The sequence below is a fragment of the Streptomyces sp. NPDC048269 genome (assembly GCF_040652395.1).
In the GTDB taxonomy this organism is placed as follows: Bacteria; Actinomycetota; Actinomycetes; order Streptomycetales; family Streptomycetaceae; genus Streptomyces.
Genome location: NZ_JBEZLW010000042.1, coordinates 18997 through 41351, shown reverse-complemented (window position 1 = coordinate 41351; position 22355 = coordinate 18997). Strand labels below are relative to the sequence as shown.

Annotated in this window: 18 protein-coding genes and 3 pseudogenes; 12 read left to right on the top strand and 9 right to left on the bottom strand. The window is 71.1% G+C overall.

The genetic code is table 11. The annotated features are described in order from the left end of the window. Window positions 1–91: 91 nt before the first annotated feature. Together AB0D48_RS30255 and AB0D48_RS30250 are read left to right on the top strand one after the other, a co-directional pair. A complete protein-coding gene (locus AB0D48_RS30255; protein WP_362403925.1) occupies window positions 92–988 on the top strand; it encodes an alpha/beta hydrolase in 897 nt (298 codons plus the stop codon). 210 nt (window positions 989–1198) lie between these two features. Further along, window positions 1199–2287, top strand: coding sequence for a serine hydrolase domain-containing protein (locus AB0D48_RS30250; RefSeq protein ID WP_362403962.1), 1089 nt, complete (start codon window positions 1199–1201; stop codon window positions 2285–2287). 352 nt (window positions 2288–2639) lie between these two features. On the opposite strand, the gene AB0D48_RS30245 is transcribed toward AB0D48_RS30250, so the two are convergent. Further along, window positions 2640–4244 (bottom strand): FAD-binding oxidoreductase, encoded by a 1605-nt coding sequence (locus AB0D48_RS30245; RefSeq protein ID WP_362403922.1) that lies wholly within the window; start codon window positions 4242–4244, stop codon window positions 2640–2642. 172 nt (window positions 4245–4416) lie between these two features. Here AB0D48_RS30245 and AB0D48_RS30240 point away from each other — a divergent pair, with 172 nt between their 5' ends. The 3 genes from AB0D48_RS30240 to AB0D48_RS30230 all read left to right on the top strand — a co-directional run bounded on the left by AB0D48_RS30240 (window position 4417) and on the right by AB0D48_RS30230 (window position 7671). Then, window positions 4417–4986, top strand: a complete 570-nt coding sequence (locus tag AB0D48_RS30240; RefSeq protein WP_362403919.1) for a TetR/AcrR family transcriptional regulator — start codon at window positions 4417–4419, stop codon at window positions 4984–4986. 712 nt (window positions 4987–5698) lie between these two features. After that, window positions 5699–6466 (top strand): NPP1 family protein, encoded by a 768-nt coding sequence (locus AB0D48_RS30235; protein WP_362403916.1) that lies wholly within the window; start codon window positions 5699–5701, stop codon window positions 6464–6466. 677 nt (window positions 6467–7143) lie between these two features. Further along, window positions 7144–7671: a GNAT family protein gene (locus tag AB0D48_RS30230; protein ID WP_362403913.1), complete on the top strand. Its 528-nt coding sequence runs from the start codon at window positions 7144–7146 to the stop codon at window positions 7669–7671. Between the two features lie 210 nt (window positions 7672–7881). Here the strand turns inward: AB0D48_RS30230 and AB0D48_RS30225 are convergent. Beyond that, window positions 7882–8005: pseudogene (locus tag AB0D48_RS30225) on the bottom strand (IS5/IS1182 family transposase); the annotation flags it as partial. 78 nt (window positions 8006–8083) lie between these two features. Here AB0D48_RS30225 and AB0D48_RS30220 point away from each other — a divergent pair. After that, window positions 8084–8821, top strand: coding sequence for a VOC family protein (locus tag AB0D48_RS30220; RefSeq protein ID WP_362403911.1), 738 nt, complete (start codon window positions 8084–8086; stop codon window positions 8819–8821). 241 nt (window positions 8822–9062) lie between these two features. Here AB0D48_RS30220 and AB0D48_RS30215 read toward each other — a convergent pair. Together AB0D48_RS30215 and AB0D48_RS30210 are read right to left on the bottom strand one after the other, a co-directional pair. Further along, window positions 9063–9249 (bottom strand): annotated as a pseudogene (locus AB0D48_RS30215) (IS5/IS1182 family transposase); the annotation flags it as partial. After that, window positions 9246–9595 (bottom strand): annotated as a pseudogene (locus AB0D48_RS30210) (glycosyltransferase); the annotation flags it as partial. The pseudogenes AB0D48_RS30210 and AB0D48_RS30215, both read right to left, overlap by 4 nt. Before the next feature lie 806 nt (window positions 9596–10401). Here AB0D48_RS30210 and AB0D48_RS30205 point away from each other — a divergent pair. Together AB0D48_RS30205 and AB0D48_RS30200 are read left to right on the top strand one after the other, a co-directional pair. Continuing rightward, window positions 10402–11496 carry a hypothetical protein gene (locus AB0D48_RS30205; protein ID WP_362403908.1) on the top strand — a complete coding sequence of 365 codons (1095 nt, stop codon included), beginning with the start codon at window positions 10402–10404 and terminating at the stop codon, window positions 11494–11496. A 200-nt stretch (window positions 11497–11696) separates the two neighbouring features. Next, on the top strand, window positions 11697–12056 hold the full coding sequence (locus AB0D48_RS30200; RefSeq protein WP_362403905.1) for a zinc ribbon domain-containing protein YjdM: 360 nt from the start codon (window positions 11697–11699) through the stop codon (window positions 12054–12056). Between the two features lie 67 nt (window positions 12057–12123). Here AB0D48_RS30200 and AB0D48_RS30195 read toward each other — a convergent pair whose 3' ends face one another. The 3 genes from AB0D48_RS30195 to AB0D48_RS30185 all read right to left on the bottom strand — a co-directional run bounded on the left by AB0D48_RS30195 (window position 12124) and on the right by AB0D48_RS30185 (window position 13401). Then, entirely contained in the window at window positions 12124–12528 is a 405-nt protein-coding gene (locus AB0D48_RS30195; protein WP_362403903.1) for a hypothetical protein, read from the bottom strand. A 220-nt stretch (window positions 12529–12748) separates the two neighbouring features. Continuing rightward, window positions 12749–12985, bottom strand: a complete 237-nt coding sequence (locus tag AB0D48_RS30190; protein ID WP_362403900.1) for a hypothetical protein — start codon at window positions 12983–12985, stop codon at window positions 12749–12751. Between the two features lie 83 nt (window positions 12986–13068). After that, entirely contained in the window at window positions 13069–13401 is a 333-nt protein-coding gene (locus AB0D48_RS30185) for a GYD domain-containing protein (protein WP_362403898.1), read from the bottom strand. Window positions 13402–13666: 265 nt separating this feature from the next. On the opposite strand from AB0D48_RS30185, the gene AB0D48_RS30180 reads away from it, so the two are divergent. Then, on the top strand, window positions 13667–16357 hold the full coding sequence (locus AB0D48_RS30180) for a tetratricopeptide repeat protein (RefSeq protein WP_362403895.1): 2691 nt from the start codon (window positions 13667–13669) through the stop codon (window positions 16355–16357). 41 nt (window positions 16358–16398) lie between these two features. On the opposite strand, the gene AB0D48_RS30175 is transcribed toward AB0D48_RS30180, so the two are convergent. After that, window positions 16399–17073: a DUF5701 family protein gene (locus AB0D48_RS30175; protein ID WP_362403892.1), complete on the bottom strand. Its 675-nt coding sequence runs from the start codon at window positions 17071–17073 to the stop codon at window positions 16399–16401. A gap of 535 nt (window positions 17074–17608) precedes the next feature. Here AB0D48_RS30175 and AB0D48_RS30170 point away from each other — a divergent pair. Genes AB0D48_RS30170 through AB0D48_RS30160 form a run of 3 tightly spaced genes read left to right on the top strand, consistent with a single transcriptional unit; the run spans window position 17609 to window position 21083 of the window. After that, on the top strand, window positions 17609–18994 hold the full coding sequence (locus tag AB0D48_RS30170) for a solute carrier family 23 protein (RefSeq protein WP_362403889.1): 1386 nt from the start codon (window positions 17609–17611) through the stop codon (window positions 18992–18994). Next, entirely contained in the window at window positions 18991–20379 is a 1389-nt protein-coding gene (locus AB0D48_RS30165) for an amidohydrolase family protein (protein WP_362403886.1), read from the top strand. Before AB0D48_RS30170 ends, AB0D48_RS30165 begins: the two co-directional genes overlap by 4 nt. Next, a complete protein-coding gene (locus AB0D48_RS30160; protein WP_362403883.1) occupies window positions 20376–21083 on the top strand; it encodes a sulfite exporter TauE/SafE family protein in 708 nt (235 codons plus the stop codon). The genes AB0D48_RS30165 and AB0D48_RS30160 overlap by 4 nt, the downstream gene beginning before the upstream one ends. On the opposite strand, the gene AB0D48_RS30155 is transcribed toward AB0D48_RS30160, so the two are convergent. Continuing rightward, window positions 21070–22113, bottom strand: a complete 1044-nt coding sequence (locus AB0D48_RS30155; RefSeq protein ID WP_362403880.1) for a substrate-binding domain-containing protein — start codon at window positions 22111–22113, stop codon at window positions 21070–21072. The genes AB0D48_RS30160 and AB0D48_RS30155 overlap by 14 nt on opposite strands. Window positions 22114–22355: the final 242 nt, after the last annotated feature.

The window sequence follows — 22355 nt, the reverse complement described above, 5'->3', positions numbered from 1 at the left end:
GACAAGGGTGCGCCGATCGGCGCGTGATCGGGGCGGGATGCGCGACGGATGGCGGATGACCCCCTGGGCGGGGCCCGTGAGGATGGTCGCCATGGATCCCGAACTCGAAGCGTTCATCCCGTTCCTCCCGCAACTGGACATGAATGACCCGGTCGCCACGCGCAAGGACTTCGCGGAGCGTGCCGCTGCGGCGCCGGCGCCGGACACCTCGAACATGAAGGTCGAGGACCGCACGGTGTCCGCCGATCCGGACGTGGCGGTCCGGGTCTACCGCCCGCACCGGGCACAGGGCGCCGTCGTCTGGCTGCACGGCGGCGCCGGAGTCTTCGGTGACCTGGACACCGAGCATCCGTGGGCCGCCCGGATCGCGGACCTCTCCGGGGCGGTGGTGATCTCAGTGGGCTACCGGCTGGCGCCCGAGCACCGGTTCCCGGCCGCCCTGGACGACGCCTACGCCGTACTGACGTGGGCGGCCGAGCACGCGGACGAACTCGGCACCGACCCGGCGCGGATCGCGGTCGGCGGTCACAGCGCCGGTGCGAACCTCGCGGCCGCGGTGGCCTTGCGGGCGCGTGACGAGCAGGGGCCGGCGATCCGCTTCCAACTGCTCAACCAGCCGGGACTGGACGACCGGCGGGAAACGTGGTCGGCGCAGAACTTCACCGACACGCCCTGGTTCAACCGCGACAAGCTCGCCGCGGCGTGGCGGCACTACCTGGGCTCGCAGCCCGCCACGCCGTACGCCGCCCCGGCGCGGGCCGCCGATCTGTCCGGCCTGCCGCCGGCCTACATCGCCACCGCGGAGTTCTGTCCGAACCGCGACGAGGGCATCGCATACGCGCTGCGCCTGATGCAGTCGGGCGTGTCGGTCGAGCTCCACCAGTGGGCCGGCACCTTCCACGGATCGCAGGCGATCCTGTCCGCCGCGGTCTCGCAGCGGCAGAACCTCGAACTCGGCGCCGCTCTGCGCCGCGCTCTGGCCGGGTGACCCGTGGATGTCCAAAGGCACGGGGGAAGTCCCCGTGGCACGAATCGACATGGAAGGACGGATGACTTGAAGATCCGACTGGTGTTATGCGCAAGCGTGGCCGCGCTGAGTGTGTGTGCGGGCACGGTGACGGCAGTTGCCGCGCCCGACGGGACGAGGGAGGTACCTCCCGGCAACACGAGCCCGTCGACCGGCTTCGACCCCGCGGAGCTGCAGTCCGCCCTGGACGGTGTCCACCGCGCGGGGATACCGGGCGTGTACGCCGAGGTGCGCGATGCCGACCGGACATGGCGCGGCGCCTCCGGGGTCGCCGATGTCCAGACCGGCCGTCCCGTCACTCCCGACATGCGGCAGCGCGTCGGCAGCATCACCAAGACCTTCACCGCCGCCGCGGTCATGCAGCAGGTCGAACAGGGCCGGATCGAGCTCGACGCGCCGATCGGCGGCTATCTGCCGCGGCTGGTGCCGGGGGAGCGCGGCAGGAAGATCACGGTTCGGATGCTGCTCAACAACACCAGCGGCATCCCCGATTACATCCCCTATGCGTTCCCGTCCCTCCAGACGCCCTCGCCCGAGAGCCTGGACGACAACCGGTTCAGGCAGTTCCGCCCGGCCGAGCTGATCGAGCTGGGGCTCAACGCGCCTCCCACCGGCGAGCCCGGAGGCCCCACAGGGGTGTACTCCAACACCAATTACCTGCTCCTCGGCCAGCTCCTGGAGCAGGTGACCGGTACCCCGGCCGAGGAGTACATCACCCGGAACGTCATCGAGCGTGCCGGGCTCCGGCACACCGGGTTTCCGACCGGGCCGCGCATCAAGGGACCCCACTCGCGGATGTACGAGGCCGCGTACGGCCTGCTCGACCCGCCGCGCGACTACAGCGTCTACAACATGTCCTGGACGGGGACGGGGGCCGCTCTGGTGTCGACCATGGACGATCTCAACCGTTTCTACGGCAAGCTGCTCGACGGCAAGATCGTCAACCGGTCGTCACTGGAGCAGATGCAGCGCACGATCCCGGTCATCGCCCTGGACGGATCGACGATCCAGTACGGCCTCGGTCTGCACAAGGTCGACATCCAGGGTTGCGGCACCTTCTGGGGCCACGACGGCACGGTCTGGGGGGCCGGAACGATCTCCCTGACCCGGGCGGACGGCAAGCGCCAGATGTCCGTCGCGGTCAACCTCCAGAGGTGGAACAAGCCGGACTCCTCGGGGAAGCCGCAGCAGCACCCCATCGACGACGCGCTGCGGACGCTGAACCGGGAAGCGATGTGCGGCGACGGAATCGCCAAGTAGGGGGACGCCTCGCAGGTCCCGGCGTTCGTCCCGTAGCCGGAGTGCCGCACGGCCGCCGACTCGGGTGCGCCCGGGCCCGAAGACGGAATCCGGGCCCGGGCAGCCGTTTCGGCACGGTGCGGTCGTGCCGGCCCGCCGGGAAGTTTCTCCGACGAGCTCTACGCCCCAGGACGCAGTGGGCGTGAGGCCGTCGGCCCCGGGCGGGCCGAGGCGGGCCCGCCCGCAGTGCCGACGCGGGCCAAGAGGCGCCCGTACCAGCCGCCCGGTGCGCACGGGACCGGCAGCTGGTACGGGCAGGCGATCGGATCCTGACCCGGCGGACCACCGTGTCCACCGGCCGCCCGCGGCCCGTTCAGTCCACGAGCACGCCGGGGTTGAGGATGCCCCTGGGATCGAGCGCGCCCTTCGCGGCCCGCAGCGCGAGGGCGAAGGGCTCGGGGCGCTGGCGGTCGTAGCCCGGACGGTGGTCCCGGCCGACGGCATGGTGGTGGGTGATGGTCGCCCGGTGGCGGTGCAGGACCTCGCCCGCGACAGCCTTGAGATCGTCCCAGAGCGCGACCTCGTCACCGGCGCGGCCGGCGGCGAGGACGGTGAAGTAAGGCGCCGCGCCGTCCGGATATACATGCGTCAGACGGCAGTTGACGGTCGCGGGGTGTCCGGTGGCCTTGAGCGCAGCCTCGCCGACCTCGGTGCGCACGGCGTCGATGAGGGCGGGAATCCGGTCCCAGGTGGCCGCCGTCTCGAAGGTCTCCGCGACGGCGCCCATCCTGGCCAGGCCGTCGCGTAGGTAGGGCATCCTCAGGAAGGCCGAGCGCCATGCGCTGACGGCCGTGTCCCCGGCCGGAGACCCGTCCGAACCGGCGGTGCCGCCGTACCGGCCGCCGTGCGAGCGGGCCAGGCCGACGGCCCGTTCGAGCCGGGCGGTCACCGGTTCGTCCGCCGACTCGAATCCCAGGACCAGCACGGCGGAACCGTCCCGGGCCGCGCCCGACAGCGCGGCCTCACCGGCGTCCAGCAGACGGCAGTTGGCGGGGGAGAGGTCCGACTGCGCGAGGGCGCGCACCGCCCGGAGCGCGTCCTGGAAGCCGGCGAAGGCGACTGCGGCGGACGCCTTGTGGCGGGGGCGTTCCTGCAGGCGGACCCATGCCTCGGTGATGATGCCGAGAGCCCCTTCGGAGCCCAGGAACAGGCGGTCGGGGGAGGGTCCCGCCCCCGAGGCTGGCAGCCGCCAGGAGCTGCTCGTGCCGGCCGGGGTGACCACGCGCAGCGATTGCACGAAGTCGTCGATGTGCGTGCGGCCGGTGGCGTAGTGGCCGCCGGCCCGGGTGGCGAGCCAGCCCCCCAGAGTGGAGAACTCGAAGCTCTGCGGGAAGTGCCGCAGGGTGAGGCCGTGCGGCCGCAGCTGGTCCTCCAGGCTCGGCCCGAGGGTGCCGGCCTGGATGCGTGCGGCGCGGCCCTCGGTGTCGACCTCCAGCACGCGACCCATGGCGGTCAGGTCGAGGGACATCACCGCCCGGTGGGCGTCGCCGCGGTACTCCACGCCGCCGGTGACCGAGGAACCCCCGCCGTAAGGGACGACGGCGACCTGCCGGTCGCCGGCCCAGTCCAGCAGGTCGGCCACGTCCCGCTCGGCCGCCGGGCGTGCGACGAGGTCGGGGATGCGCCCGGGTCGCCCGCGCAGGGCGCGTATGACGTCGCGGTACGCCTTTCCCATGGCGTGGGCGGCGCGGTCCGCGGGGTCGGCGGTGACCAGACGGGCGAGGCTCGCCGGGGGTTCGACGGCGGGGGCGGCGATGCCCAGGTCGCGGACACGGGGCACGGGGAGCGGGTGGCTGAGGGTGCCGGGGAGCAGGGAGCCCATCGCGGCGCATTCCGCGTCGTCGGGATGCGCGTCCGTCCAGCCCCAGCCCCACCAGGAGCGGGTGCGGGACGTCGGCTGCGGGGTGGTGCCGGCCATGGATGCGCTCCAGGGGTCGAGGTAACTTACCTTGCGGTAAATTACCTACTGATAATATCGGCTCATGGCAACCCCGCGTACGAAGAGTTCGCAACTTTCGCAACCTTCGAGACCTTCGAGACCTTCGAGAGCCGGCACCAAGGGGGTCCCGAGGGAGCACCGCCGGCAGCAGATGCTGGAGGCCGCCACGGAGGAATTCGGCACCCGCGGCTACGCGGCCGCGTCGCTCCCCGCGATCGCCGCACGCGTGGGCGTCACCAAGACGCTGCTGCACCAGTACTTCGGGACCAAGGAGGACCTGTACGTCGCCTGCCTGGAGCCCGTCGGGGGCCGGCTCCTGGACGCCATCCGTACGGCGATGGGCCCGGACGGGGCGGCGCCGCACACGCCCCTGCGTGTACTCGACGGCATCTTCACCGCCCTGGAGGGGCAGCGGGAGGCCTGGTTCGTGCTGTACGACACCTCGCTGCCGCCCGGCGGCGAGGCCGCGCGCCGGGCCTCCGGGTACTGGTCGGCCATCGACCGGCTCGCCGCGGGCGGCACCGCCGAACTACTGCGCGCGGCCGGATCCACCGACCCGCTGGACGCCGACGCGCTCAAATACGTCTGGCGGGACCTGGTCGCCACCCTCGTCCGCTGGTGGGTCAAGCACCCGGAGCAGACCCCGGCGGCCATGACACAGCGTTGCGCCCGCCTCTTCGCGGCCGCCGCCACCCTCACCTCCGACGGCAGCTCCGGCTGAAGCCGGGCCGGCGGGCGGCCGACCTGTGCTCCGCGTGGAACCGGGCCATCATGGCGAGAGGCGGGTGGGACCTTCGTGCAGCCGCCGGACCTGCCCGTGGCGGCACGTCTGAGTCGGGAGGTGACTCGTACGCATGGACGAATCGCGCAGAGCCTGGGTCACGATCGGCGGTGTCATCGCCGTCATCCTCCTCAACCTCCTGGCCATCGTCCTGATGAACACCGTCGGACGATGACCGTGTGACGGTCGGCCGCCGCGCCTCACGGTCCACTGCGCGGCGGCGCTCGTCCGCTGCCGCGTCAGGTCGACGGTTCGACCACGCTCCGGCCCACATCCGGCCCGCACTCCTGCACCGCGCGGCGACGGGCCCTCGTGTGACGAGGTGCTCAATGCGCCGAACACTGTGCTGCGGGAGCCGAAGGAGCCGAAGGGGCCGAAGGAGCGGAAGCAGCCGAAGGAGCCGCAGGACGCGAGGGAGCCGCAGACCGCGGGCCACTCGGCTGCCGCGTTCCGGCTCAATGTCGTATCGCTGACGTCCAATCAACTTCCTTTGCCTTAACGGCTGTCCAGAGCCAGAGCGTGCAGAAAAAGGAGGCTGCCCGGACTCTTGCCGTGTCGTCCCGGTTGGCGAATGATGCTCCGGGCGTGTGTCGGCCGACGGTGGTCGCGGTCCGCTCGCCACCATCGAAGCCGACCGGGCAGGGGGCCTGTTTTGCGGACGAACCGTCACATCCGGAGATCCTTAGTAGTCGTCGGTACTGCCCTCGCGCTGGTCGTCGGCGTTCCCCAGGCGGCCTTCGCAGCGCCACCCCCGGCCCTGCCCGCCCAGGCCGAAGCGATCGAGCTGACCTTCCAGCCTGCCTATGACTACGACACCGACGGCTGCTACCCGACACCAGCCATAGGCCCGAGCGGAGTTCTGAACAGCGGACTCAAACCCACCGGCGCCCTCAACGGCAACTGTCGGGACGCCTCGGACCTCGACAACACCAACGGCTACTCCCGTTGGACCTGCAACAACGGCTGGTGCGCCGTGATGTACGCGCTGTACTTCGAGAAGGACCAGGCCATCCCCGGCATCAGTCTCGGCGGCCACCGGCACGACTGGGAACACGTGGTGGTGTGGATCCAGGGCAACGAGGCCAAGTACGTCGCGACCTCCGCCCACGGCGACTTCAGCATCCACACGCGCGACCAGATCCGCTGGGACGGTACCCACCCCAAGATCGTCTACCACAAGGACGGCGTCGGCACGCACTGCTTCCGCGCGGCGAACACCAACGACGAACCGCCCGAGAACCATCGCGGCGCCTGGCAGTTCCCCGCGCTCGTCGGATGGTCGGGCTACCCATCGGCACTGCGGGACACGCTCAGCCAGGCCGATTTCGGCAGCGCGCACTTCGGCCTGAAGGACGGTTCCTTCGCGTCCCACCTGGCGGAAGCCAAGCCGGCGGGCATCCCCTTCGACCCGTACCTGTAGAGCGAGACGGCAACCGGCCGCGCCCACCCGGCACATCGCGCGCACCGGGGCCCCGCGCCCGATGCATGGTGGACCTCTACTCCCAGAGGGGAAAGGCGTTGCCGGGCCAGGCGGAGGTTGGGAACCCAGTTCCCGGTGGCCACGCTCTGCGGTGGCAGCGGGGTGAGCGAGGCGAGGAATTCTCCGCCGCCGGTGTCGATGTCCAGGAGGCTTCGCGCGCGCGGGAGCAGGACGCGAGCGTGCTGCTCGTAGTCCCAGAAGGGGCCCGCGCCGTCCGCACGGCCCTTCAGCCAACTGAAGTCCCAGCCTTCCATGGTGGCCTGTTGGGCTTCCGCGACGTGCGTCTCGAAGTCGATGGCAGTCGTCATGACGGCACGCTAACCCCACGCCTACCGTAGAGACGTACGGATTTCGTTCGGCGGGTGCCTGACCTCGCCGTTTCGGTTGAGATGAGGCCGGAAGCGGGGAGCAAGTATGAAAGTGCCTTCTGAGCTGGGACGATGAACCTTGTCGAGGGGTTCTGTCGGTCCAAGCGGAAGGCACTTTCTGCGTGCAGGGTATCGAGAACACGAGCTGCGCGATCGACTCGATCCTCCGGCGGACGTAGGGTGCGGCGGCGCGGGCACCCTCGCATAGGCTGGCCGTCTCATCCGACGCACTGCGACGAGGATCAGCCCATGCGCAGCAGCACCAGGATCCGCCTGATCGAGCCCACCGACGCCGCCCCGATCGCCGCGCATCGGGTGCGGGACTTCGAGGCTTTCCGGCCGTGGGAACCGGCCCAGCCGGCCGACTTCTTCACCCCGGAGGGCCAGGCGGAGCGGATCGACAGCCTGCTGGCCGGATACCGGGCCGGCGCGGTCTGGCCGGGCGTGGTGCTCGCCGACGATCAGGTGATTGGGCAAATCACCGTCGGAGGCATCCTGCCGCAGCCGCACCTGCGCCGCGGCTCCGTCGGATACTGGATCGCCAGCGTGGCCCAGAATCAAGGGCACGCCGGGCACGCCGTCGGGCTTGTACTCCGGGTGATGACGGACGAACTCGGGTTGCACCGCGCCGAGGCGTCCACCAATCTGGAGAATCTGCCGTCGCAGCGGGTGCTGCGCCGCAACGGGTTCAGCCCGTACGGCGTCGCGCACTCCTCGATCTTTCTCGACGGGAGCTGGCGGGACGGGCTGCTGTGGGAGCGGGTCCTCGGCGACTGACCTCGCCGCTTCGGTTGGGATGAGGCCGGAAGGGGGGAGGAAATATGAACGTGCCTTGCAGATCCACCCGCCCGAACCGGCCCGCCACCCGGCCGAAAACGGCCTCCAGCTCCGTCGCCCACACCTCGGCGTCAACAGTCCCCACCATGACCTGATAACCAAGCAAGCCAGCTCAGGACACGAAGTCTCACTGGAGTATTAGCGGTCATCTCATTTGGCGATTCTGCGGTAGCAGATGAGGGTGCAGGCGATGCTGGCGAAGGTGAGGAAGTGGATCTGCCTTGCGTTCGTAGCGTCGGTGGAGTCGGCGGCAGCCGGCGAGCCAGGCCATGGTCGACCATGGTCACTACCGGGTCGAGCACATGTTGTCGTCGCGGCCCCCGGGCCGACGGCAGCTTCTAGGATCTCCGGCATGGCAACAAGACTCGTACAGATCAATATGAAGGCTCAGGACGACTCCGTGCTCGGCCGGTTCTGGGCGGAGGCACTCGGGTGGGGTGTCGACAGCGAGGGACCCGGCGTTACCAACCTCGAACCCGTGGGCTTCGTCTACCCCGACCCCGTGGCCGTCTGCATCGACATCGTCGCCCGCCCGGAACCCAAAACGGTGAAGAACCGGGTGCACCTTGATCTGGCCACCACCTCGACCGCCCATCAGGCGGAGTTGGTCGCGCGCCTGAAGGATCTCGGCGCGACGCTCGCCGACGTGGGTCAGGGCGACGTCCCCTGGACGGTCATGGCCGACCCGGAGGGCAACGAATTCTGCGTCCTGGAGCCCCGTCCGATCTACCGGGACACCGGGCCGATCGCTGCGGTGGTGGTCGACAGCACCGACCCACGAGGGATGGCCCGGTTCTGGGGCGAGGCGATGGACTGGACGCTGCACGAGGTCACCGACGACCGTGCGGCCATGCGTTCCGCCAAGGGCGTCGGACCCTACCTGGAGTTCCTCCGCTCCCCCGACACCAAGAGCGTGTGGAATCGCGTCCACCTCGACGTCTGCCCCTACCCCGGTGACGACCTGGCAGCAGAGGAAGCCCGACTCCGCGCTCTGGGCGCCGCCGACCCCGGTATCGACCAGTCCGCAATCTCCTGGACGGTTCTGGCCGATCCGGAAGGCAACGAGTTCTGTCTCCTCACCCCTCGCTGACCTTGAGCAACGGTTCCGGCCGGTTTCGGGGCAACTGCGCAAACCCCGGGCCGTCAGCGCATGCCGCCACAGACGGAGACGGGTGTCCCCGGTGATTCAGCGCGTGTCATTGCGCGCCATGAAGGCCACGAGCGGGCCGTAGTCGTCGGTGATGCCCGTACGGCCCCGGCGCCTACGGCGACGCTACGCGCCGGCCTTCGGCCACCAAGGACAATCACACGGCACGACAGGTCGCGGAGACTTCGTGGTCTCGGGCGAAGCGGCGGTGGAGCATGAGCCAGCCGTAAGTCCGCTCGACTGCCCACCGCTTCGGTATCGGGGTGAATACCGGTCCCAGCAGTGGGCGCGGTGATTTCCATGTCGATGCCGCGGGTGGCGGCATGCTCGACGAGGTGCTGGCGGTAGCCGCCGACGCACACGTTGCGGATGCGAAGCCCACGTAGACCGGCAGTGCGCCCGCGTCCAGGAACGCCGCCAGCGCGGTGGGAAGCGGGCGTTCGTCCGGCAGGATCCACGTGCCGGTCTGCACCACGTCGAGGTCCGCCGACTGCTGCCTCGGGGTCAGGACCGGGTCCGTGGCCAGCCACGGCCGGTCGGTGAAGACGTGGTCGCGGACGTTGTCCACCGGCGGCAGGCCGATCGACGCCTGCTGGGTGTTGAGCATTTCGCCGAACATCGCGTTCGCGATCTGTGCGTCCAGGCCCCCAGGGCCCGGTTGTCGGTCTCCTCCTGTGGCAACGGCCGGCCCCACTGCGCCGGCGGTCGCCGGTGCGGGCCCCTGTACAGGGCATAGTGCTGGACCGGCTCGTGCTGCGGAGCCGGTTCGGTGCGCCCGGGGTCTTGCGTACAGGGTCTTCCGGCAGCGGGTATCGCGCTGTTTGGCGTCGGCTCGCCCGGGCAGGCGCGGTGATGAGGGTGGCCGGCTTCCGGGTGCATGCGGGGTCGGCCGGGACGGCGTGGGGAGTAGGCGGTGGACCCACCGCGTACGCGGTCACCGGGGCCGGCTTCGCTTGCGGAAAGTCCGGTGCGCCGACTCGTCCCGTCCTGCAAGAGCCCCTCGGACCCCTACCGTTCCCTGCCCCGCCCCCGGGTGTCAGTGTCAGGGTCGGCACCGGAACTCGCACCGGGCCCGGTGCCGGCGCCCGACCCGCCACGCTCACACCGCCACCGCCACCGCCACCGCCACCGCCACCGCCACCGCCACCGCCACGCTCACACCGCCACCGCCACGCTCACACCGCCACCGCCACGCTCACACCGCCACCTCAACCGACGACGAGACGACGACAGGAACAGCCATGGGTACTCCTCCGAACGACCCCGTCCCGCCGAGCCCCACTCCGGCGCCCGGCCCGGGCCCTGGACCGCAGCCCGGGCCCCTGCCCGGCCCGGTACCCCCTCCGGGAGGGCCGGACCCGGTCCCGCCGGCGCCGCCGCAGCCCGAACCCGACCCCGAGCCGGCGCCGGCCCCGCGCCCCGATCCACACCCTCAGCCGGGGCCCCTGCCCGGGCCCGTGCCGGCCCCCGAACCCGTGATCTGAGGCGGGCGGCGCCTCGCCCTCGTCCGCCGGGAGGAAGTCGTGAAACTGCAGTTCCTCCACCCGCTCTACGCCCATCCCGGCCCGATCGCCTCCGTGTACCTCGACACCTCCCGCGACGTCGACGACCCGGACCGCGCCATCGACCGGCGGTGGCGCAAGCTGCGCGAGAGCCTGCTCGCGCACGACGCGGACGAGCCCACCGTCAGGGCCATCGAGGAGGCGGTCGGCACCGACCGGGAGGTGGCAGGTCGGCATGGCCGGGCTGTCTTCGCGGCCCACGGCAGCCTCGTCCTCGCGGAGACCCTGCCCGAGCCCCCTGCTCATGACAGCGCCCTGTACGGGATGCTGCCCGATGCACTGCCGCTCGCACTCCAGCACACCCCGGACATCCCGTACGCGGCCGTGGTCACCCGTCGCCGGCACATCGCCGGGCCCGGTGGCAAGGAAGAGCTTGAGCTTGAGTACGAGGCCGGAAGGTGGCCGATGAACCGGGTCGCCCCGGACGAGTACTCCCACCGCCGTGTACCCGTGGAGGCGTGGCCCGAGGAGGCGGGCCGGTTCCTGGCAGAGCTGGCCGACAGCGTGGACACCAACGGCGTCGAGATGATCGTGCTGTCCGGCGACCCGTGGGCCGTCAACAGCCTCATGCGGTCGGCCCCGAGGAAACTGCACGGCGCCCTCGTCAAGCTCAAGGACGGCCGTCACGGACGGGCGGCGCCCGGCCGGGCACTCCTGGAGGACGAGCTCGGCATCCTGCTCGACGACCGGCTCCCCGACCACGACAAGAAGCAGCTCGACGCCTTCCTCGGCCAGCGGGCCCGTCACCCGGAGTACGTCGAGGGGATCGCCGCCACGGTCGCCGCCCTTCAGCGCGAGCAGGCCCAGACCCTGATCCTCGACCGGCCGGTGGAGCCCGACCGGCACCTGTGGGTCGGCACGGCGTCCACGCACCTGGCCCTGTCCGGCGAGGACCTGAGTGCCTTCGGCCTGCACTACTTCTGGGAAGAGCCGGCCGTAGGCGCAGCCCTGATCCGGGCTGCGGCCGGCACTCAGGCCGACCTGATAGCCGTACCGCGCGACGAGCTGCCCCTGGAGGACGGCGCGGCGGTGCTCCTGCGCTACACCGGTACGTGATCGACGTCCCCGAGGCGGGAGCCGACCTGCACCCTCGACTTCCCGTGCCGTGCCGTGCCGTGTCATGACGCTGCGGCCACCCGTGTACCCAGCGCCCCGAGGTCCGGCGAAATGCAGAAGTGTGCAATTCGGATACCCTGATCTCTTTCCCTGGGTGTCCCCACCACCCCGCACCTACGCACCGAGCCAGGACAGAACAGATGACGGCGAGCCCGCCCCCCTGCCCGAACTGCTCCAGCGAGTACACCTACGAGATGAACGCTCTGATGGTCTGCCCGGAGTGCGCTCACGAGTGGGTCCCCGCGGCGGCCGGGGCGCAGGACGCGAGCGCCTCCGGTGAGCGGGTGATCAAGGACTCCGTCGGGAACGTGCTGAACGACGGCGATACCGTGACCGTCGTCAAGGCGCTCAAGGTCAAGGGCAGCCCCTCGGGTATCAAGGCGGGCACCAAGGTGCGCAACATCCGCCTCGTCGACGGCGTGGACGGTCACGACATCGACTGCAAGATCGACGGCTTCGGTGCCATGCAGCTCAAGTCGAGCGTGGTCAAGAAGGCCTGACCCGGGTGGCCGGCCGAGCAGCTTCGATCAGCACCGCTGCTTGCGGCCGGGGCTTCCGCCCTTCGGCTCAGTAGCGAAGAGCCGTCCCCGTTTCCGCCTTGACCGTGCCCGACAGCGTGTGGGTGCTGCGCGCGGTGCCCTCGCCGGTCGCTTGCGCAGCCACGTCCGGGATCGTCACCACCACGGTGTCCAGCAGCTTGCCGCCCTCGTCCTTGAAGTTCACCTGTACGGCAAAGGACTTCTTCGAGCCGTCAGAGTTCCTGGCCGAGACGGAGACGGTGGTGCGGCCCTCGCTGTCCGTCGTGGGCTCACCGAGTCTGACGTCGTCCTTCGCGTCAATGCCGTTCTTGACCCCGGAGAGCTTGTCCTTCGCGACGGCTGCGGCCGACTCGACGGTGTCCGACGCCTCGGACGCGGCCGACGAAACCACCGCCCCCGCCGACTCCACGGCGGACGCCGCTTTCGAGGCCACCCCGGACGGACCGCCTCCGTCCGAACATCCCGCGGTTCCCACCGCGAGGGCCACCATCACACCCGCCAACCCGCGCATTCGTGCGCCCACTGTCATCGCATCTCCCTGGTTCGACTTCACCCAGTCAAGAGCCGACAGGTCCGGCCCGCCTGCCCGGCACGGCATCCGAGTGATCATCTGCGTACGGCCCGGATCCGGGGCCGCACTGACGGCCGCCCCGTCAGTGCGGACTCCAGTGGTACTGCCCGCCGCCGACCCACCGGACCTCGCCCGGGTCGCCCAGGTCGTGGATCGTGATGCCGGCGGCAGCGGCGGTCAGGAGCACGTCCGTCATGGATCTGGCGGTGCCGACGACCTCGCCGTCGATCTCCACGATGCGGAACGGCGGGACACCGGGATGTACGCCGAGTACGGTGACCCGGGCCGAGGAGATGTAGGGACTCGCGCTTTCGGTCATGCCGAGATCGCTTCCACGTCAGGGCCGACCGTAATCGCGGGGCCATCCCGGTGGTAGCCGGGCCCACGGATTCCGGGCATCGCTCACCGCTGCGCGCCAGGAGCCCGGTACCGGACTTCCTCGGCTCTGCGCAGGGCATCCAGCGTTTCGTCGACGGTCAGCAGAACGGTCGTCTCGAACGAGCTGAGCGCGCCGCCTCCACTGATCGCCAGGGCCACCGAGGCCATGGAGACGTTGTCGGGGGCTTCCCACAGGTTGTAGCCGTCGTGCGTGCCGAAGGCGTACCAGAACCCGTGGAGCTTTCCCCCGACCGACTCGATGTACGACTGGGCGGCTTTCGCGCGGTCCTCGGGATGGCCGATCAGCCTCGCCCACGTCTCCGGCGTGTAGCGGAACCTCGATAGATAGAGCGGCATCGTGTCTCTCTTTCCGTTTCACCCAGGGATGCCCGCGAAGGGTGGACGGAGCACGGGGATGGTCCGCAGGTCCCCCGAACAGCCGGGACAATGACCGCCACGGCCCAGAGCCAACGGGTGACGTCCCACGCGGTGCGCAGGTGACGGTGTGCGGACGGGCAGGGCCGGACCCGCAGGCAGAAGCCGGCCGGCGCCGATTCGAGTTCGCCGGCGTGAGCGCCATGAGATCATCCAACTAGGTGGATCTGCGAGGGGGTTGAGTCGGATGACAGGAGTGCGTACGGGCCTGGGGCAGCGGCGCTGGCTGGTCCCGGCGACTCTTGCGGTGGCTGCGTCGGGCGGCATGCTCGGGGACCTCCTCTTCGGCATCGGGCTCCCCACGAAATGGGCGGTCGGGGGCATGGTCGCGGCCATGGGATCGGTTGCCGTCCTCACGTTCACGGCGGAGCGCGGGTCCGACGCCGGCCGGACCGGGGCCGCCGGCGACCGCCCCGACGTCGACCAGCTCGAACCCGTGCCCGTCCTCATCGGACGCACCACGCTGGCCCGCGCACTCTGCAGCATGTTGGAGGACGTCGCACCGGCCGGAGCAGCCCTGAACACCGCCGACCCCGCCCACGGCCGGGCGCAGGTCGTCGTGGTGCACGGCGCGGCCGGCACGGGGAAGACGACGCTGGCGCTGTACGCAGCCCACCAGGTCAAGGGCAGCTATCCGGACGCGCGCCTGTACATCGACCTACGGGGCGACGGCACCGCGCCGGTCTCCAGCGCCCAGGCTCTGGAACACTTCCTGCGCAGCCTCGGGGTGGCCACGGCCGAGATCCCGCGCAGCGTGGGCGACCGGGCGTCCTTGTTCCGGTCGATGGCAGGCCGGTTACGGATGCTCGTACTCCTGGACAATGCGCATTCCACCGAGCAGATCAGGCCCCTGATCCCGTCCGGTCCCGGATGCGGGGTCGTCATCACCAGCCGCAGGGCCCTGTCGGTCGGCAACATCAGCCACCGCGAGGAGATCCGGGTGTCCCTGCCGGAAGAGGGCGAGGCGCTCGCGGTCCTCTCGCACTACGCCGGCCGGTCGCGGGTTCTGGAGGATCCCGCCGCCGCGCTGGAGATCGTCCACTTCTGCGGCCGGCTTCCCATCGCCCTGCGGATCGTCGGCGCACGGCTGCAGTCCCGCGCCGACCTCACTCTGCGGCGGATGAGGGCCCGGCTGGAGGACGAGAGATCACGCCTGCGCGAGCTCGCGTTCGAGGACAGCAGCCTGCAGGCATGTCTGTTGCTCAGCCACCGCGACCTGTCGGACCCCGCCCAGCGGATGCTGGGCGCCCTGGGCGGCCTGCCGCGCGGACGGCTGACCGAGTGGCACGTCGGGCTGGTGGCCGACGATGCCGCGGCCGCGACCGGTGCTCTGGACGAACTGATGGAGACGGCGCTGATGGAAGCGAGCGGAAACGCCTCGAACCCGGAGCCTGAGTACCGGCTGCATGACCTGGTCCGTGTCTTCGCCCACGACCAGTACGGTCAGCTGCCACCGGAGGAACGCCGCCTGACGGAGCGCAGGGCCGTCCTCGGCTACCGCGACGCCGCGCTGAGGCTCGCCGCGGTCCGCGCGCCCGAGCTGGCCGCCCGCGAGTCCGTGACCCCCGCGGCGAGCGCAGCCGGGCAGCCGGCCGCGGAATGGTTCGCCACCGAGGCGGAACGACTGATGTGGGTGCACGACCGGGCCGCCCGGGTCGGGCTGCCCGAGGTGGCGCCCCTGATCGCCGAGTGCGCCTCCTACTTCCTTGACGACCTCGGCCTCGCGTCCGAGGCCCTCACGGCGGTGTTCGCCGCACCCCAGACCGGTCCCCGGTCGGCGCACGCCCGGGCGCGGGCGGCGCTGCGGCTGGCCGACCAGGACTTCACCGGCGCCCTGGCCGCCCTTGAAGACGGTGGCGGACCGGACAGCGGGCCTCACGAGGCAGCCAGGACACTCGCGCTCACCGCCCGGATCGAGCGGGAGCAGGGCCGCTACGACGTGGCAGCCGCGCACATGTCCACCGCCGTGGAGCAGCTCCGCGCGCTGGGTGACGGCTGGCACCTGGCCCTCGCGTTGGAAATGCTGGGCGAGATCAAGCGGGCACAGGGCATGCCCTCCGAGGGGGAGTCGTGCCAGCGCGAGGCCCTCGCCGTCGCCGAGGGGTTCGCGGACCTGCGGGCGCAGGCCCGACTGCGCCGCACCCTCGCCGAGACACTGGCCTACAAGAGGGAGTTCGCCGAAGCCGGGGAGCTGCTGCGCGCCTCCTCCGCCGGCTTCCGGCGCCTGGGCGACCGGACGTGGGAAGCCCGCACGCTGTACGTCCAGGGGCGGGTGCAGCGGCTGCTCGGACAGCGCACCGCCGCACTCGCGAGCTACGAGCGCGCCCTGCAGATGTTCGACCAGCTCGGTGAGCGCCTGTGGTCCGGGCGCGTGCGCAACGCCCGGATCCGGCTCTTCGCGGGTCTCGGCGACATGGACCGCGCCCGTGAGGAAGCGCAGACGGCGCTCACGGTCTTCGCCGAGGTCGGCCATACCCTCTGGCACGCGCACACCCTCCGCGACCTGGGCTGGCTGCACCTGCGCTCCGGCCACGCCGACGAGGCCGTGCCGGCGCTGGAGAGCGCCGTACGCACCTGCCGCGAGGCAGGTGACACCCATGCCGAGGCGGCGGCAGGTCATCTGCTGGGCGTCGCGTACCGGGAGACCGGCAGAGCGGCGGATGCGCGCCGCGAGCTCGCGGCCGCCCGTGCGATCTACGCCGCCGGAGGCTACGCCTGGCAGGAGGCCACCTGCGCGCACGACCTCGTACGCGCCCTCCGCGCAGCGGGGGACGCGGCCGGAGCCGACGAGTTGGCACGGACCGCCGAGGCCGCGAACCCGTACTTCGTCGCGATGTCCGGTCGTGACGGTGCATGGGCGGTGCCGGACGAGGACTGATCCGTTCAGGGTGATCTCCGCGCCGGATCTCGTGGGCGTCGTCACCGCCTCGACAGGGTCTGGTGTCCGCGGCCCGCAGCGGAGGCGAAGCCCAGCCAGGTGTGGCGGTTGCCCCACCAGCACCAGCCGACCTTGGGGGCGTTGCGCCGCTCGCGGCCGTCGCGCCCCGTGCCGTTGCTGATCCAGATCGCCGGGGTGCGGGCGTCCAAGGCGCCGTTCGCCTTGCGCAGCCGGGACCCGATGGTCATGAAGCAATGGTTCCGCTCGAGGACCGCCGGCTGTTGCAGCACCCAGTGGATGCCCTCGGTGAGCAGCAGCGGGGTGCGGTTCTCCTCGGTGAGGGCGGGCAGGGCCTCGTCCGGGCTCCAGTTGGCCAAGTGGTCGCCGCGGTCGAGTCCGGTGACGAGGTAGAGGGGGGTGTCGGGCAGCTCGATGGTGGACGGGGCGAAGCGGTCGACGTCGGGCATGTCGGTGACGACGAACCCGGACTTGCCGTCGTGGCGGAGCAGCGGTGCGAGGACGGAGGCGGGGGCGCGGTCCGGGTGGATGGCGAGCAGGGCGTCGCCGTCGCTACGGCCGGCGTCCTCGGCGAAGGTGCGCAGCTCGTCGGCGGGCATCCCGGCGAGCGTGTGCAGCCCGAGCCGGATCAGGTGATCTGCCTGTGCGGCGAGGGGCGGGAGAGGGGGCTCGGTGACGGTGGACGAGGTATCGGGCAAAGTACACCTCGGGTTCGCGGTGTGGACCAGTAGACCTGGGGTCAACGAGGCGGCCTGGCGGTATGTTCCTTCGTCCCTTCGTCCCTTCGTCCCTTCGTCCCTTCGTTCCGTCTTGGCGGCCTCGCGTTCTCGCCGCGGTGGAGCCGGGCAGTGGACTGACCATCGTCCCAGGTGCTCGGTCACACATGTGACGCAGCGCCATGGGCGGCATCCTCCTCCACCCGAGCAGCGCGGGCTCGGGGGTCTGCCGGGATCCGTACGCGACGTGCCCACCGTGGTCGGCCGTAGCGGGGGACCGAACAGCCCGTCACCGCAGCCGAAAGGCCCGGGGGCCGTGCCCCACAGCAGGGAACCGGCCCGCGTAGACCCCGTCTTGCGCGCTCTCGTCGTTTGCCACGTCCCGGCTCTTGACCCCGGCCGTCCGCCCTCACATACTGGCGGCCAAATCGATTTGGCCAAATCGATTTGGCTCTCCGTCCAGGGCCTGAATCGCCGCTGAAACCCGAACGTGCCAGACGCCGAACGGAGCTCAAACGTGTCCAGTGCCCGCCAGACCCTCCCCGGTACGCAACCGCCACCAACGCCGGAGCCCACGCACCCCGTCGACGAGTCGCGCCCCCTCGGCCGGATCCTGCTCTTCGGCATCCAGCACGTCCTCGTCATGGCGGCCACGCCGATCTCGGCGGTCTTCCTCATGAGCGCCACCCTGCGCCTCGACCCCGGTCTGACGGTCAATCTGCTGTCCGCCGCGTTCGTGCTATCCGGTGTCGGGTCCCTGATCCAGTCGCTCGGGCCGTGGAAGTTCGGGCCCCGTCTGCCGTTCGTGATGCTGCCGGGCGGCGCGCCGCTCATCCTGTTCCTCGCCATCGCCGAGCAGCACGGCCTGCGCACGGCCACCGGAGCGGTCATCCTCACCGCCGCCTTCTACTTCGTCGTCCTGCCGGTCTTCTCGCGGCTGCTCGTCTTCTTCCCGGCCCTCGTCATCGGCACGATGGTCGTCATCGTGGGCGTCAACCTGGTGAAGGTCGGCGCGGTCCTCGTCACCGGCCGCCCCGGCCGGCCCGGCTTCGCCGACACCGCGAATCTCGCGCTCGGCATGGCGACGATCGGCTTCACCGTCGTCTTCTACCTGCTCTTCACCGGCGTCCTGCGCCAGCTCGCCGTCATGCTCGGTCTGCTCGCCGGCACCGCCCTGGCGGCAGTTCTCGGCAACCTCGACCTCGGTCGCGCCACCGAAGGCGGTCTGGTCACCATGCCGCAGCTGATGCCGTTCGGCTCGCCCCAGTTCAACCTGCTCGCCGCGCTGCCGCTGATGCTCTACAGCCTCGCCTCCATGGCGGAGGCCACCGGCCAGACGGTCATCAACGCCGAGGCCGTCGGCAAGGAGATCGACAAGCGCACCGACGTCCCCAAGACGGTCCGCGGTGATGCGCTCGTCTCCCTCATGGGCGGATTCTTCGGACTGCCGCTGATGGTGACGAGCGGCGAGAACATCGGGATCGTCCGCGTCACCGGCGTACGCAGCCGCTTCGTCACCGCCGCGGCCGGGGCGGTCCTCATCGGCATCGGGTTCCTCGCGCCGGTGACCCGTGCGATCAGTGTCATCCCGTCCGCGGTCATCGGAGGCACCGCCATGGTCGTCTTCGCGGTGATCACCGTTCTGGGGGTGCAGATGCTCGGCCGCTCGGACCTCGACAAGCACACCAGTACCTTCATCTGTGCCGTCGCCCTCGCGCTCGGCCTGCTCCCCATCCTCATCCCGGGCGTGTACGCAGGCTTCCCCCCGAACGTCCGCATCCTCCTCGAAAGCGGCGTCGCCGTCGGCGCGTTCGTCGCGGCCGTGCTCAACATTCTCTTCCACCACATCAGGCCGGGCATAGCCGCCCGCCTGGCCACCACCCGCACGGAAAGCAGCCGATGAACGAGCTCACCTGCGAACTCCTGGACCGCTCCGGCCCGCTCCTCCTCGTACCGGACGCCGTCCTGCTACCCGAAGGCCCCACAGCCGGCCTCGCCATCGTCGTCACCGACGGCAAGTTCGGCGCCGTCGGCCCCGTGGAGGAGCTGCAGCACACGCATCCGCACCTCGATGCCGTACGACTGCCCGGCCACCTCCTGATGCCGGGCTTCGTCGACGCTCACCACCACCTCACGCAGAGCTTCGGCTCCGCCCTCGCCTTCGGGGAGCCCTCGGAGATATTCCGGCGGGTATGGGTGCCGTTGGAGGGCGCACTCGACGAGGAATCGGCCTACGTCGCCGCGAAGTTGGCGGCCTACGAGTCACTCCGCGGTGGATTCACCACCGTCACCGACGCCGGAACCCGCGCCGACGTGGACGTCGATGTCGTCGCCCGCGCCGCCCGTGACGCCGGGATCCGCTGCGTGCTGGGACTCATCTGCGACGACGCCGAGAGCAACGACCCCTCCGTCCCCGCGAGCGCGGCGAAGCACCTCGCGCGGTACGACGGCGACGAACTCGTCCACCCCTCCCTCGCCGTCTCCGTCCCCGAGGCGGCCACCGCCCAGACCCTGCGGCACACCGCCCGCCTCGCCGCAGAGGCCGGTGCGACCGTACAGATCCACGTCAACGAGCACCTGGCCGGTGTCGAACGCTCCCTGGTACGGCACGGCCTGCGACCGCTCGAATACCTGCACCACGTCGGCGCGCTCGGGCCGCAATTGCTCGCCGCGCACGCCACCCTGCTCGCCCCACGCGAGCTGGCCCTGCTCGCCGACACCGGCACCGCCGTCAGCTACAACCCCGTCGCCAGCGCCTGGAAGGGCAACGCGGTGGCCCCGGCCCTGGCCATGGCCGAGCGTGGCATCCGCTTCGGCCTCGGCACCGACGGCACACGCGGTGACGGGTTCCGACTCGCCGAAGCGGCCGAATTCGCCCAGCGCCTCGCGTACGGCCTGGTCGCCGGTGACTCGTCCTGCGGCGCCGGGTGGACCTGGCTCGAGCACGCCACCCGCGGCGGCGCCGATGCCGTCGGCCTGGGCACCCGTACGGGCACCCTCGCCGAGGGCATGGCCGCCGACTTCCTCCTCGTCGACGTCACCAACCCGGAACTCGCGCTCTCCTGCGACCTGCCGTGGGAGCTGGTACGCCGCGGCAACCGCGACCAGATCACCGCCGTGTTCGTCGCCGGACGCATGCGGCTGTGGCGCGGCCGGCCCACCGCCTGGGACGGTCCCGCACTCGTACGGCAGGCGACCGAAGTGGCTCGCGCCGCCAGGGAAAGGGCGCCCATCGTCCGCGTGCACCCCACCTCCACGGCGGCACGCGCGCGGAGCACGGCACAGTGAGTACCGAGATGCTGACCGTCCTGGCCCTCACGGTGGCCGTGGCCGCGTTCGTCCAGGGCAGCAGCGGGCTCGGCTTCGCCCTGATCGTTGCCCCCGTGGCCGGGATCCTCGATCCCGGCCTGCTCCCGGTCTTCGTCCTGGCGTCGATGATCCCGCTCAACCTGTACGTCGCCTGGCGCGAACGCGCCTCGCTCGATCTGCGCGGCGCGGGCTGGATCACCGTCGCGCGGCTCGCCGCCACCCCCGGCGGACTGGCGCTGCTCTGGCTGATCCCGGACCGCAGTCTCGGCCTGTTCGTGGGCATCGCCACCGTCCTGGCGGCGGTCGTGAGTCTCGCCGCACCCGAGTTCACACCCGGCAGGGCCGCCTACATCGGCGCGGGCGCGGTGACCGGGCTGACCGAGACCGCGACCGGCATCGGTGGCCCGCCGCTCGCCCTGGTCTACCAGCACCGGCCGCCGGCCGAGCTGCGCTCCACCGTCGCCCTGTGCTTCCTCGTCGGTGAAGTGGCTTCGCTGGTCGTGCTGTTCGCGACGGGGGAGGGGCGCCCCGAAGATTTCGGGTGGGCGGTCGTGCTCCTCCCGGCGATCGCCGGCGGAGCGTGGCTCAGCCGCCTGGTGCACCAGCGGATGGACGCCCGCAGAATGCGTCTGTTCGTGCTCGTGTTCGCGCTGGTCTCCGGTCTGGTGCTCATGTGGGGCTGATGCGCCTCAGCGACGACGCACGCGCGATCAGCCGGGGCTCGGGCGACGTGACCACCGAGACGGTGGACACGTCGCCACGCAGCCGGCCCAGCAGCAGCTCCACCGCGTCGGACGCCGCCCGGTCCAGATGGAGGTCGACGGCCGTGAGCGGCGGCCCGCACGTCCGGGCGCGCAGCCCGTCGTACCGGGTGACGACCATGACGTCGTCCGGTACGACGCGCCCGCTGTCCCGGATCGCCTCGACCGCACCCACCGCGAAGGCGTCCACCACCGCGCAGACGGCGTCGATCCCGGGATGTTCGCAGAGCAGGGCCGCACAGCACTCGTAGCCGGCCTGTTCGCCTCCCGCCTCGGGGGCGGTCGCCACGATCGGCGCCCAGCCGTACTCCCCGGCGATGCGCTCGTAGGCGGCACGTGCGTCGACCGACGAGTGCCGTGCGCCGGATCCGGTGATCAACGCCGGTCGCCTGGCGCCCTGTTCGTACAGGTGGGAAAGCAGCAGTTCGACGACGAGGCCGCCGTGCAGATCGACGTACGGCGCTCCCTCGTCGGGCGAGACGGGCCTGCCGAGAGCCACGTACGGGAGCCCGCGCTCGTTGAGATGGGCAGCCGCCGCGTCGTTCACGTCAGGTTCGACGACGATGGCTCCGTCGATGTCGACGGAGTGCAGCCCTGAACCGGACTGCACGGGCGGTACGAGGACGAGCGCGTAGCCGTGCAGGAGCGCGCTCTCGGCGGCAGCGGCGGCGATCTCCATGTAGAACCCGAGCCGGGAAGGCCCTCCGGCCACCGCGAACGGCATGGACGAGGCGAGCGCGATCGCCTTCGCCTGCCCGTGCCGCAACCGCTGGGCACGCAGGTTGGGCCGGTAGCCGAGCTCGGCGGCCACCTGCTTGATGCGCTCCCGCGTCCGGGGGTCGACCTTGCCCAGCCCGTTGAGGGCGTGCGAGACCGTCGTGCGCGACACACCGGCGGCACGTGCGACATCGGCGATCGTCGGTGGCTTGGAGCCGAGACCGGAAGGGGGCATCTGCGCGCGTGCTCCTCACCTGCTGAGGACGAGTGACCCCACCATCTTCGCCGATCGGAGCGGCGGCCGTGTCGACCGGGTCCGGCGATCGACCGACCGGGTGCGGTGCGCCCGCAAGCTCTGCAGGCCGGGGTCGAATCGCGGGTGAACAAGACACCGAACAGGTGCTGAGCGCCCCTCACCGGCCGCGAGCGAAACGGCTCGGCGGCGACCGAACGCCATCTTTGGCGCATTACCGCGCG